General features: G+C 47.9%; 15 protein-coding genes and 1 other annotated feature. Of the genes, 2 read left to right on the top strand and 13 right to left on the bottom strand.

Translation table 11 applies throughout. From position 1 onward, the window contains the following. Positions 1-76: 76 nt before the first annotated feature. The 3 genes from nadA to nadB are packed head-to-tail and all read right to left on the bottom strand — an operon-like array spanning position 77 to position 3,578. Positions 77-1,180, bottom strand: a complete 1,104-nt coding sequence (nadA, locus tag ACXN9U_RS02055) for a quinolinate synthase NadA (protein ID WP_060964653.1) — start codon at positions 1,178-1,180, stop codon at positions 77-79. After that, entirely contained in the window at positions 1,180-2,031 is an 852-nt protein-coding gene (nadC, locus tag ACXN9U_RS02050) for a carboxylating nicotinate-nucleotide diphosphorylase (RefSeq protein WP_060964652.1), read from the bottom strand. The genes nadA and nadC overlap by 1 nt, the downstream gene beginning before the upstream one ends. Then, positions 2,013-3,578, bottom strand: coding sequence for an L-aspartate oxidase (gene nadB / locus ACXN9U_RS02045; protein WP_060964651.1), 1,566 nt, complete (start codon positions 3,576-3,578; stop codon positions 2,013-2,015). Before nadB ends, nadC begins: the two co-directional genes overlap by 19 nt. Positions 3,579-3,682: 104 nt before the next feature. Here nadB and ACXN9U_RS02040 point away from each other — a divergent pair, with 104 nt between their 5' ends. Both ACXN9U_RS02040 and ACXN9U_RS02035 read left to right on the top strand, forming a co-directional pair. Beyond that, positions 3,683-4,834: an IscS subfamily cysteine desulfurase gene (locus tag ACXN9U_RS02040; RefSeq protein ID WP_060964650.1), complete on the top strand. Its 1,152-nt coding sequence runs from the start codon at positions 3,683-3,685 to the stop codon at positions 4,832-4,834. Further along, a complete protein-coding gene (locus ACXN9U_RS02035; RefSeq protein ID WP_060964649.1) occupies positions 4,831-5,373 on the top strand; it encodes a transcription repressor NadR in 543 nt (180 codons plus the stop codon). Before ACXN9U_RS02040 ends, ACXN9U_RS02035 begins: the two co-directional genes overlap by 4 nt. 26 nt (positions 5,374-5,399) lie before the next feature. On the opposite strand, the gene pheA is transcribed toward ACXN9U_RS02035, so the two are convergent. From pheA to minD, 10 genes are all read right to left on the bottom strand, one after another. Then, a complete protein-coding gene (gene pheA / locus ACXN9U_RS02030; RefSeq protein WP_016938791.1) occupies positions 5,400-6,257 on the bottom strand; it encodes a prephenate dehydratase in 858 nt (285 codons plus the stop codon). Between the two features lie 15 nt (positions 6,258-6,272). Then, positions 6,273-6,716 (bottom strand): transcriptional regulator ThrR, encoded by a 444-nt coding sequence (gene thrR, locus ACXN9U_RS02025; protein WP_016938790.1) that lies wholly within the window; start codon positions 6,714-6,716, stop codon positions 6,273-6,275. A gap of 53 nt (positions 6,717-6,769) precedes the next feature. Continuing rightward, complete coding sequence (gene obgE / locus ACXN9U_RS02020) at positions 6,770-8,056, bottom strand: GTPase ObgE (RefSeq protein ID WP_007408172.1); 1,287 nt, start codon at positions 8,054-8,056, stop codon at positions 6,770-6,772. Between the two features lie 31 nt (positions 8,057-8,087). Continuing rightward, entirely contained in the window at positions 8,088-8,666 is a 579-nt protein-coding gene (locus ACXN9U_RS02015; protein ID WP_003152664.1) for a sporulation initiation phosphotransferase B, read from the bottom strand. A gap of 317 nt (positions 8,667-8,983) precedes the next feature. Continuing rightward, positions 8,984-9,268, bottom strand: coding sequence for a 50S ribosomal protein L27 (gene rpmA / locus ACXN9U_RS02010; RefSeq protein WP_003152662.1), 285 nt, complete (start codon positions 9,266-9,268; stop codon positions 8,984-8,986). Positions 9,269-9,280: 12 nt separating this feature from the next. After that, positions 9,281-9,622, bottom strand: a complete 342-nt coding sequence (locus ACXN9U_RS02005; RefSeq protein ID WP_012118103.1) for a ribosomal-processing cysteine protease Prp — start codon at positions 9,620-9,622, stop codon at positions 9,281-9,283. Positions 9,623-9,624: 2 nt separating this feature from the next. Continuing rightward, positions 9,625-9,933: a 50S ribosomal protein L21 gene (gene rplU / locus ACXN9U_RS02000; protein ID WP_016938787.1), complete on the bottom strand. Its 309-nt coding sequence runs from the start codon at positions 9,931-9,933 to the stop codon at positions 9,625-9,627. 13 nt (positions 9,934-9,946) lie between these two features. Beyond that, positions 9,947-10,020 (bottom strand) — a sequence feature (ribosomal protein L21 leader region). Positions 10,021-10,078: 58 nt separating this feature from the next. Then, a complete protein-coding gene (locus ACXN9U_RS01995) occupies positions 10,079-10,945 on the bottom strand; it encodes a M50 family metallopeptidase (RefSeq protein WP_060964648.1) in 867 nt (288 codons plus the stop codon). After that, positions 10,938-11,741 (bottom strand): peptidoglycan DD-metalloendopeptidase family protein, encoded by an 804-nt coding sequence (locus ACXN9U_RS01990; RefSeq protein WP_489202123.1) that lies wholly within the window; start codon positions 11,739-11,741, stop codon positions 10,938-10,940. The genes ACXN9U_RS01995 and ACXN9U_RS01990 overlap by 8 nt, the downstream gene beginning before the upstream one ends. A 128-nt stretch (positions 11,742-11,869) precedes the next feature. Then, positions 11,870-12,673 carry a septum site-determining protein MinD gene (gene minD, locus ACXN9U_RS01985; protein ID WP_016938784.1) on the bottom strand — a complete coding sequence of 268 codons (804 nt, stop codon included), beginning with the start codon at positions 12,671-12,673 and terminating at the stop codon, positions 11,870-11,872. Between the last annotated feature and the right edge of the window lies 1 nt (position 12,674).

The following is a 12,674-nucleotide window of genomic DNA, read 5'->3' as shown; positions in this document are numbered from 1 at the left end:
TACGTTTCTTCACACTATATGCAGGCGAGCTGGGCATGATGATAAAAAATTTGGAAAGGAGGGGAGTTTTTTATTTTTACGTATGGCTCAGCATTCTGTTCAACGCACGAAGCGCTTCTGTCCGAACCGCTTCCGGAACCTTAATGACACCCTTCGGTTCGCCTTTTTCAAGCTGCTCAAGCGACCACAATAAATGCGGAAGGTCGATTCTGTTCATTGTCAGACACGGACACATATCCGGATTCAGTGATTCAATCTGTTTATCCGGGTGCGATTGAATGAGGCGCTGCACAAGATTCATTTCCGTGCCGACAGCCCACTTGCTTCCCGGCTCAGCCTGTTCAATCGTATCAATAATGTATTTGGTAGATCCGCTGTCATCACTTAGCGAGACCACTTCCCGCGAACATTCCGGGTGAACGATAATGCGGATGTCAGAATCCCGCTGCCGCAGCTGAGAAATATTTTCCGCTGTGAATTTTTCGTGTACGGAGCAATGTCCTTTCCAAAGGATGACCTTAATGTTTTCCGGGTGGTCAGTAAGCAATCGGTTCTGAGCCGGGTCCCATACAGCCATTTCTGTCAGCGGAATGCCGAGGTCATATGCTGTATTTCTGCCTAAATGCTGATCCGGCAAAAATAAAATTCTTTCCTTTTGTTTAAAAGCCCATTCCAGCACGCTCCGGGCATTCGAAGAAGTGACGGTCGCTCCGCCGTGCCGCCCGACGAATGCTTTAATTTCCGCCGTCGAGTTAACATATGTTAACGGAATGATGGTGTTACCGTACAGCTCCTGAAGCTCTTGCCATGCTTTATCCGTCTGCTGTATATCAGCCATATCAGCCATCGAACAGCCGGCGCGCATGTCGGGCAAAATGACGGTTTGGTTATCATCAGTCAGCATATCAGCCGTTTCCGCCATAAAATGCACGCCGCAAAACACAATATATTCCGCATCTTTATTTTTTTCGGCTACTTGGGCAAGCTGCAGGGAGTCACCGGCAGTATCGGCAAATTGTATCACTTCATCTTTTTGATAGTGATGTCCCGGAATGAACAGACGTTTTCCGAAGGACTGTTTAATCGCGGCGACCCGCTCCTCCATTTCTCCGGTGCTCAAGTTTTTATAATGGCTCGGCATCATTTCAGCTGATGCAGTTAATACGTCAAAGATAGACATTATGAAAAATCCCCCTGTTCCGCCGCCGCAACATCCATACTGATATCGGCGCTTTTTACTGAATGAGTCAGAAATCCGAGTGAAATATATTGTACGCCTGTTCCTCTATAAGCAGGCAATGTGTCGAGCGTTATGCCTCCGGATGCTTCCGTTTTGATATGGGCCGGTGTCATGGCTGCAAAACGCCGGACGGTCTCAGGCGGACAGTTGTCAAACATAATAACGTCTGCGCCCGCGTCTATTGCCTCCAGCAGCTGCTCTTCGGATTCGATTTCGACTTCTGCCGCAAGCATCTGCCCCGCCGCTTTTCTTGCCCGCTCCATGGCCGCCTTTATCGATCCGCAGGCGGCAATGTGATTATCTTTAATCATGATGCCGTCGTATAGGCCGAAGCGGTGATTACAGCCGCCGCCGATCCGGACGGCGTATTTTTCCAGCATCCTGAGCCCCGGTGTCGTTTTTCTCGTATCGCAAAGCTTAATGGACGGATCATCAAGACGCCTTTTGGCCTCATCCGTCATTGTCGCAATGCCTGACATTCTTTGTATAAGATTCAGGATGACACGCTCCCCCGTAAGAAGAGCCGCCGCCGGGCCTTCCATTTCAGCAAGCACGTCTCCTTTTTTCATCCGTTCTCCGTCTTTTTTCAGAGAGCGGACGCGGATATCGTTGTTTAAAAGCTTCCAGCCTTCTCGGATAACGGCTTCTCCGGCAAACACACCGTCTGTTTTTGCGATAATCTCCGCCTTACATTGCTGATCCGAAAAAATCGCTTGTGACGTTGCGTCACCCGTTCCGATATCTTCCTGAAAAAAATGTGTCAGCATTTGCTTCAGCTGCAGAATGTCCATAGTTCCCCAATCCCTTCGTTTTTTCTGATAACTGTTCCTGATGCTGAATGAATGATTTGTTTTCCATGCCACTCTTTCTCTGTCCCGGGAAAATCAGCGCGAAAATGGGCGCCTCTGCTTTCCTCCCGGATAAGAGCAGAAGATACGGCGAGTTGTGCGGTCTGCCATAAGCAGGACAGCTCGGCTTGTTCCGTTGTGATATCCTTCACATTCATATGATGAACAGGTACTTTGTTAAGCCAGGATGCCAGCGCCTGCATGTCTTCTTTATCTCTGACGATGCCCGCTCCGGCTGTCATTTTGGCTTGGAGCATGTGAAGCGTTGTGTCCGGCACTTGTAAGATGACGTCAGATTTTCTCGAAGCTTTTTTATATCTTCCGTTTAACGGCGTTTGAATGATATGTTCCGCACACCTTTGTCCGCTTGCCAAAGCTTCCAGCAGCGAGTTGCTCGCAAGCCGGTTTGCCCCGTGCAATCCTGTGCAGGCGGTCTCGCCTATGGCGTAGAGATCAGGCACAGACGTTTTCCCCCATGTATCGGTTTTTACTCCGCCCATTAAAAAATGCATCCCCGGGGCTACAGGAATTCCGCTTTCAATTTCTACGCCGGCTGTTTTACAAATTTCTGTTATGGTCGGAAAACGTTTGTTAAAATCGGCTATCCGGCTGCAATTCATGTAAACTGGATTTTCTTTCATTATTTCTTCGAAAATCGCCCGTGAAACGACATCCCTCGGCGCCAAATCTTCAAGCTCGTGTCTGCCCGTCATGATTCTGCGCCCTGAACGGTCCGTTAAATATCCGCCGTCCCCTCTCACAGCTTCAGAAATCAGCCCGTACACAGTCCCGTTTTTCACAAGAAGGGTCGGGTGAAACTGGGTGAACTCCATATCCGTGATCTCTGCTCCCGCACGTAAGGCAAGAGCGATGCCGTCTCCCGTTATGGCGGAATCATTTGTATGATACTGATACAGACTGCCGCACCCGCCTGAGGCAAGCACTACGCAATCCGCTCTTCTGCAAGAAACGGAGCCTGAAGCATCCTTTACGGAAACGCCCGCGCATCGTCCGTCTTCAATCAGCAGCTCAACAGCCGTTTCGTGTTCAATGATCCGTATGCCGTCCCTCAGCTGCCGAAGCAGATACTCAACCAAAATCCGCCCGGTCGCATCTCCCCCGGCATGCAGAATTCTTCTTTTAGAATGAGCGCCTTCCCTGCCGAGACAAAATGTTCCGTCTGATTTCGTATCAAATGGAAATTGACTTTCTATCAGCTGGTTTATCATGCTTTGTCCGCTTTGCAGCAAATCCCGCACGGCTGTCACGTCATTATGGCCGCAGCCCGCATACAGTGTATCGTTCACATGGGAGTCAATGGAGTCATCTTCTGCATATGAAACAGCAATCCCGCCTTGAGCATAATGCGAATTGCTGTTTGTTACGTTTCTTTTCGTTATGACGGTCACTTGGTATGACGGAGGAAATGCAGAAGCACAGGCAAGGGCCGCCGTCCCCGAACCAATGATGATAATTGTTTTTCCAGACATAATCACCCTCCTGTTATGTTTACACCTGTCTTGACACCTATATTTACACAAGGATAAAATAAACTCAAGCTTTTTTTAACATAAACGGATAGGAGACGGCCTGTATGATTTATCTTGATTATGCGGCGGGAGCGCCTTTAAGCCAAAAAGCCGCGGAAGTCTTTCAGCATCTCAGTACAGAAGTATTCGGAAATGCAAGCAGCCTTCATGATGCCGGAGGGAAAGCGGCGGATGTGCTGGAATATTGCAGACAGTCTGCAGGAAAATTGATCGGCGGGGCGGCAGACGGCATTTATTTTACAAGCGGCGGCACGGAAGCGAACATTCTGGCCGTCCAATCATTGCTGCATGGTCTTCCCCCTCACAAAAAACATTTTATTACGACTGCAATGGAACACCATTCGATCCATAATGCCGCGGCGTTTTTAACGGATCAGGGAATTGAAGTCACTGTCATTTACCCCGACAGAAACGGCCTTATAACCGAGGACATATTGGCGGCTCATATCCGTCCTGACACGGGGCTTGTTTCTATACAGCACGCCAATTCAGAAACCGGTCTCATCCAGCCATTGGATCGCCTGGCCGCTTTTCTTCACCATCGAAACATTTTGCTTCATTGCGATTGTGTTCAAAGTTTCGGCAAACTGCCGATTAATGCAGATCAGACGGGTATCGATGCCCTTTCCGTCTCCGGTCATAAAGTATACGGCCCGAAAGGCACCGGGGCTGTTTACATTCGGCCCGGCGTCAGCTGGAAGCCGGTTTATCCGCATACCGTGCATGAAAACGGGTTCAGGCCCGGTACCGTGAATGTACCGGCCATCGGCGCTTTTACCGCTGCTGCGGAGTATGCAGTGAAACACATGGCGGAACACCGTGAGCATGCAGACAGACTGAGGAAATATTTATATGAACAAATTCGGCTTCAGGGCCTCCCTATTTCATTTTCGGAGGAAGAAACCGGCGGTGAATGTCTGCCCCACATTGTCGGGTGTTTTTTTCACTCCTTTGAAGGACAATATGTTATGTTAGAATGTAATCGTAACGATATTTGCATCTCAACCGGGAGCGCATGTTCCGCCGGCAGTCACGGCCCTTCTTCAGCTATGAAGGCGCTGCGAAAAACCGAACGGGAAGCGCGGCAGTTTTTCCGGATCTCATTCGGAAATGAAACAACATGTGAACAGCTCGATATGCTGATACATACATTTACGGCGCTATGGGAGCAAAAGAAAGGAGAATCAGCAATTTGACAGAAGGAACAAAGCTTACGGGGGCGAAAAGACGCGACATGCTGCTTCAATGGCTGAAAGAAGCCGGCTCACCATTAACAGGGAGCGAATTGGCCAAAAAAGCAAATGTCTCAAGACAGGTGATCGTGCAGGATATATCCCTCTTGAAAGCAAAAAGCGAACCGATTATCGCAACGAGCCAAGGCTATTTATACATCAGCATGAATGCCGGCGGCGAAAAAAACGCCGAACGGATTGTCGCCTGCCTGCACGGCCCGGAGCGGACGGAAGAAGAGCTTGAACTCATCGTCGATGAAGGTGTCACCATAAAGGACGTCATCATTGAACACCCCGTATACGGCGATTTAACCGCTGCCATAAGAGTCAGCACACGGAAAGAAGTCAAACAATTCATGGATCACATTAACTCGACAAATGCCGCTTACCTTTCACAACTGACAGGAGGCGTGCATCTCCATACGTTAAGCGCGCCGACGAAAGAGCGGATTGATCAAGCCTGCCAAGCCTTGGACGACGCGGGTATATTAATAAAAGATTAAAAAAAAAGCCCCCAGAAGGGCTTTTTTTATATCGAATAGGATTGATATGTTCCCAGAAGCTTGACCCGGCAGCCGAGGGCTTCCATCTCTTGAACGGCTCCGGGAATGAGCACCTGATCCATCGCCTGTTCAATATCAATGATAAAGAAATAGTTGCCGAGACCCGTTTTTGTCGGGCGCGATTCGATCTTTGATAAATTCAGGTTTCTCCATGAAAAAGCGGACAGCACCCTGTGCAGTGCGCCTGATTGGTCATCTTGGGGAAGCGTCACCATCATCGTCGTTTTCGATCTTGATGACAGTTTTGCATTCACTTCAAATGAGACGTCTTTTTCAGGCGAAAGAATGACGAATCTCGTGTGGTTATCCTGATAATCCTGAATATCCCGCTTCACGATGCTCAATCCGTATGTAGCAGCCGCCATTTCATTCGCAATCACGCCGATCGGAAGTTCCGGATGCTCACTCACATACTTAGCAGCCGCACCTGTTGACTTCGCATACTCATAAGGGACGGACGAAAAATGCCGATGAAGAAATTTGTGGCATTGCGCAATCGCATGTGAATGAGAAAAAATTTTCTCAAGCTTTTTCCACTCATTTTCTCTCGAAGGGTGAACGAGCAGGTGCTGGTAAATCGGCAGCGTCATTTCCCCCACAATCGCAAGAGGCTGCTCATGAATCAAATAGTCAATCGTTAAGTTAACCGAGCCCTCCAGCGCGTTTTCCAAAGGAACAAATGCAAGATCCACTTCTCCCGCAACCGCCGCATCCATGCACGCCGGTATTGTATGATAAGGTGCTTGTGTCACGCTGTTTTGAAAGCAGGAACTGACTGCTAGATGTGTAAATGTGGCTTCTGGCCCTAAATAACCGACTCTCATGTTTCTCTTCTCTCCTTACGCGCCTGACCCTAAGATCTCAACTTTTTCTATAAAATCAAATTTTCTCAGTTTATTCATTAACGTATGAATGTTTTCTTCCATTGCGGATGTGCTGATTGAGAGCGTGACATTCGCCCTGCCCTGAAGCGGAATCGACTGGTGAATGGAAAGCACGTTGCTTCCTGAGTCAGCCACCGCCTGCAAAAGCTGGGACAACGCGCCTGACCGATCCTCCAAATGAAAGAAAAGTGTGATTATTTGTTCTTTAACCATCGTGTAAAAAGGGAAAACCGCATCTCGGTATTTGTAAAAAGCGCTTCTGCTCAAATCAACTTTCTGCACGGCATCTGCAACCGATTCAGCCTTTTTTCTGTCCAGCAGTTTTTTGACTTCAAGGGTTTTCCGCATCGCATCAGGCAGAACGTCTTCACGCACTAAATAAAATGTCTCTTCTTTCACCTGCACCCCTCCCTCTTACATCAGAGAGCCTGCATCGCAAGCTCTCCGTCTTTTTAATCAATAAATTCAAATTCAAATTCCAGAAGCCGGATGATATCGCCATCTTTAGCCCCGCGTTCTCTGAGCGCTTCATCAACGCCCATTCCGCGCATCTGTCTTGCAAAACGCTTGACGGATTCGTCACGGGAGAAGTCAGTCATTTTAAAGAGGCGTTCCAGACTGTCACCTGAAAGCACAAACGCACCGTCCGGATCACGGGTAATGTTAAATGGAATTTCTTCATCTTCCATCGTGTACATCACGCGGTTTTCCGCCAGTTCTTCTTCATCATACAGCGGGAATTCAGGCGTTGTTTCCAGCTGGTTGGCGACTTCAAACAGAAGATCGCGGAGCCCTTCTCTCGTCACCGCGCTGATTGGGAAGACAGGATGGTCATCCTGAAGCTTTTCTTTAAACGCTTTAAGATTTTCAGCCGCTTCGGGCATGTCCATTTTATTCGCAACGATAATTTGCGGACGCTCCGTCAGCCTCAGATTATATTCACTGAGCTCCTGATTAATGGTCACATAATCCTCATACGGATCACGGCCTTCCATCGCTGACATGTCAATGACATGAACGATGACGCGCGTCCGTTCGATATGGCGGAGAAATTGGTGGCCTAAGCCGACGCCTTCGTGCGCTCCTTCAATCAGGCCGGGCAGATCCGCCATGACAAAGCTTCTTCCGTCATCCGTTTCCACCATGCCCAGATTCGGAACAAGCGTTGTAAAATGATAATCGGCGATTTTCGGCTTTGCCGATGAAACGACAGACAGAAGCGTAGATTTCCCGACGCTCGGGAAGCCGACGAGACCTACGTCTGCAAGCACCTTCAGTTCAAGCACGATATAGCGCTCTTTTCCGGGCTCTCCGTGCTCTGACAGCTGCGGTGCCGGGTTGGCCGGTGTCGCAAAGCGGGTATTCCCGCGTCCGCCGCGTCCGCCTTTTGCGATGACGGCGCGCTGTCCATGTTCAGTCAGATCGGCAATGACCTGTTTTGTATCGTCATCCGTAACGACTGTGCCGGGCGGAACTTTAACAACCATATCGTCCGCGTTTCTGCCGTGCTGGTTTTTAGACATGCCGTGCTCGCCGCGTATCGCTTTGAAATGGCGCTGGTACCGGAAGTCCATAAGCGTGCGCAATCCTTCATCAACCTCAAAGACGACGTCGCCTCCATTACCGCCGTCACCGCCGGCAGGCCCGCCTTTCGGCACATATTTTTCACGGCGGAACGCAACCATTCCGTTACCGCCGTCGCCGCCTTTTACATATACTTTCACCTGATCTACAAACATAATATCCTCCGTTCTAAACCGTAAAAAACCGCTAGTTCATTCCAATTTCGGCCACACATTCATGGCCGGTCAGCTCAAATTGCATGACATCAAAGTCCTCATACCGCGATTTGCGAAATTCATCAAACACATCTGCATTTGCAATCGTTCCATGAAAATCGAGATATACAATAAGCTGTCTGTCAGGGTGATCCGTCTGCAGCGATACGGTCAGATGATTTTCACTTTCATTGCTTACCGCCAGACCGAACAGATGAAACAGTTTTCTCATCAGGTTCGACAGCTTTTGATCATATGCCGATAAATCTTTAATTTCTCCGAGCACTTCGTATTCGAGCCTCATATAACGGGACTTCCAATTAAATGTAAGAAAGTCAAACGCCAAGTGCGGGGTTTTCAGGTTTGAGAGCTTTGACTCGTGCTTTGCATCTATGACCATTTCGTCGATTATTTCAACGACCCTGTCATACTTCTGCAAACTTAAGTTTCCTTTTATCAGCTGCAGCTTATTCATCCAATCATGACGGAAATGGCCCATTAATTGGATCAGCTCATTAATCAGAGCCGCATCGCTTACAGGTTCTTCTTGTTTCTTCGATACATCCTTCATTTTCGCACTCCCAATCGTTTAATTTCTTTTTAGGAGTCTTGATAAGTGTGTACTATGAATTATAACAGAGAAGGCTTTGTTAGAAAAACACTTGTTTTTCCTGGTTCATCATGTTCCTTTTTCGGATCGCATGCACTGCGGATGCCAGGCAGAAACATTTTTGGTATCACTGCTTGGGGAACATATCCAGTGGGTATGAGAAGCTGATGTCCTCATTCAAGGCGGGGTTCACTCACGCATCCTCTGCTTTTCATTCTTGATGTTACTCCGCTTACTGCAAAAAAAACTCCAGTCAACGACCGGAGTTTTTTGTGTCATTATTGAGCTACAGGATATACGCTCACTTTTTTGCGGTCACGGCCGAAACGTTCGAATTTAACAGTTCCGTCGATTTTAGCAAAAAGAGTGTCATCTCCTCCGCGGCCCACGTTTTCACCTGGGTAGATTTTCGTTCCGCGTTGACGGTAAAGGATAGATCCGCCTGTTACGAATTGACCGTCTGCACGTTTAGCGCCTAAACGTTTAGATTCAGAGTCACGTCCGTTCTTTGTAGAACCTACACCTTTTTTAGAAGCGAAAAACTGAAGATCTAATCTAAGCATGTAACTCACCTCCTATATTTGATTTGCAGTCAACCGTAAGTGTTCACTGTAATCCCGCTCGATCGTTTCAAGAGAAACAATCATGCCTTCAATCAGCAGCTGCGCTTTTTGCAAAGCTTCCTGATCAGCGGCTTCAGGGAATTCAAAGTAGAAATAACCCCCGTCCTCGCCTATATCAAGAATCGGTTCGAGAGGAGCCAGTGCGATAACCGCATTGACCGCCCCGAAAACGACAGCCGTAACCCCGGCGCAAACGAGATCTCGTCCATGTTCAGCAAAATCGGCATGTCCCGTCATTTCAAAGGACAAAATGCCCCCGTCATTTCGGGATCTTCGAATTGTTGCCTCAATCATGCTTACGCGTTGATTTTTTCGATTGTCAATTTAGTATAAGGCTGACGATGACCTTGTTTTTTATGAACATTTTTCTTTGCCTTGTAACGGAAAACAGTGATTTTTTTCGCACGGCCTTGTTTTTCAACTTTAGCTGTAACTGTCGCGCCTGCAACTGTTGGGTTGCCGACTTTCACGCTGTCTCCGCCAACAAACAATACGTCTTCAAACGTCACTGTTTCACCTGCTTCAGCAGCAAGTTTTTCGATGTAAACAGTTTGACCTTCTTCAACTTTGATTTGTTTTCCGCCTGTTTTAATGATTGCGTACATTCTCTGCACCTCCTATTAGACTAAGACTCGCCAGCAACAGGGGGCTTTAAAGCTCTTATCACCTGTCCCGAGCGGTTGTAGCATTGGTGCTACATCCATAACATTAAAAAATATATCAGAACCAAAGAGATATGTCAATCTATTTCTAGTAAGGCAGCAGCAGGTCTTCCATGGAGGAATCTGTCCGTTTATCAGCAAAATATGCATGAAGCACTTCATTTTCATCAAGCTGGCTGAGCTTCTCGCCGGCTTTTTCAATGATAATGGGATGCTTGCAGCCCCGTTTGAATTCGGCCATGACATGCTTTACTTTGGCATCGGCTGCGACAGTCAAAGGATGCAGCATGGCGACATCGCGGTTTTTACCGTAATATCTCTCTAAAAGAAACCTCAGCTGAATATAATGCCGCTTGCGGTATTCATCCCATAAAGAAGCGGCGAGAAAGACGAACAGCACCCATGCGCTGACCTGGAGGGGGACGGCCAGCACAATCCAGCAGCAGAGCAAAAGTGCAAAAACGGCTGATGTCTGCAGGCTGAGGAGATGCGCTTTTTGAAAAGCCATTTGTTTAGAGAAGTATAAAAACACAAACTTTCCGCCGTCAAGCGGCCAGATCGGCAAAAGATTGATGAAAAGAATGGAGAGATTATAAAAGGTAAACATCTCAAATGTCTGCTGACTTGTAAAGCCGGACATAAAAAGGAGCCAGGCTGCCGCCTGAAGCCACACATGCTGGAACGGGCCCGCCAGAATGACCGCGAATTCCTCTTTAAGCGGCCGGTTTCCGTGCTCCTCCACCTCAACCGTCCCGCCGAAAGGGAGCAGAAAGACGCGTTTAATGCGCCACGAAAAAAACACAGCCAGAGCAGCATGCCCCAGCTCATGAACGGATACGACCAGCAAAAGACACAGCAGCGCTTTAATGTGCCCCGTCAGAAGACCAAGCCCCATGATAATCCAAAGAAAAGGATGGACATGAATTTTGAAGAGAAGGCTGAGCCATTTATTCATCAAATGTGATCACCTGAATCGGATCTATGAATTTATCGCCATCCTGAATCGCGAAATAATACTGTCCTTTACTTTTATCGTTAAGCTTGATCGAACCGATCTTTTTTCCTTTATCGACAAAGTCATACAATGATACGTCAACATCTTTGAGCCGGCCGTAAATGCTGCTTGTATCGTCGGCATGCTGCACCTTCACCGTCAGCCCTGTTTTTTCATCTTTGCTCACTTCCGTAATGTAGCCTTCTTTTACACTGTCAATGGCTTCACTGGCCGTTTCAACAACGACGCCTTCTCCGTTATTCTGAAAGTTTTGCTGGATTTTCCCCGCGGCGGGAACGGACATATCCTGGCTGACCGCTACCTGACCGTCCTTCTTTTTCATTCCCGGGGTGAGAAAAGCGAGCGGGTTTCCGAATGAGGATACAAACCAATGATTCACGGCAGCAAACTGAAATTCTTTTTGAAAGGTTTGTGCAATCGCCGGTTTAATCTGACTCAGCGGCAGTTTGTCAGTTTTATAGGCGATAGCGGAAATCAGTACGAGACAGGCGGCCAGCAGGCATTTCAAAATAATAGAATGAGCGTTGATCAACGGATGCCGTCCGTTAAATTCGGGCGGATGTTCCGGTTGATATTCATAGTCCGGAAGGAGCCTGTGCTTTTCCTGCTCCTTGACCGTCTGCCATGCGGGAGGCTTCTGCGGTCGGGCGTTTTGAACGAAAGTCCGTTTTGATTCAGGGCGCGGTTTTCTCCTTTTGGCCAGTCTTTTTCTAATTTCATCAGCTCTGTGACTCATCGCCATCATCCTTTGCAATCGTTGGGTTTGTACATCCTATGCCTTGTCCATTGCAAATATGCGCCCTGTTGAACAACAAAAAAGACCTGATAAGCTGGGCTTTATCAGATCTTTGTATTCCAGTATATTTATGAACGCACGCCGAAAAACGACTTGATTTTCGCCATCATCCCTTTTTGCTGCTCTTCAAGCACCTGCAAAGGAACGGATTCTCCCAAAATACGCCGGGCGATATTGCGGTAAGCAATGCTGGCGCGGTTTTTAGAATTCATGGCAATCGGTTCGCCGATATTTGAAGCTCTGATCACTTCATCATCGTCGGCAACGATTCCGAGGAGATCAATAGACAGATGATGAACAACCTCATCCACATCCATCGTGTCACCGTTTTTCATGAGGTGATTTCTGATGCGGTTGACGATGAGGCGCGGCGGTTCAATATCTTCCTGCTCTAAAAGTCCGATAATGCGGTCAGCATCCCGAACCGCTGATATTTCCGGCGTCGTCACCACAATCGCCTTATCAGCTCCGGAAACGGCATTTTTATAGCCTTGTTCAATTCCGGCCGGACAATCGATAATGACATAATCAAATTCCTGCTTGAGCTCCTGCACAAGCGATTTGATCTGCTCAGGGACAACAGCCGTTTTGTCGCTTGTCTGGGCAGCCGGCATTAAATGAAGCAGATCATCAAAACGTTTGTCCTTGACAAGCGCCTGATGCGTCTTGCATCTGCCTTCAATTACATCTACTAAGTCGTAAATAATTCTGTTTTCAAGACCCATTACGACATCAAGGTTGCGCAGTCCAATATCTGTGTCTACCAGACAGACGCGCTTCCCTAAAATGGCTAAGGCGGTACCGAGGTTTGCAGATGTTGTTGTTTTACCTACTCCGCCTTTTCCCGAAGTTATTACGATAGCCTCACCCAAT

This window comes from Bacillus sp. BACIII, assembly GCF_057836745.1.
The sequence above is the reverse complement of the archived record's forward strand: the minus strand, read 5'-3'. Positions and strand labels throughout refer to the sequence as shown.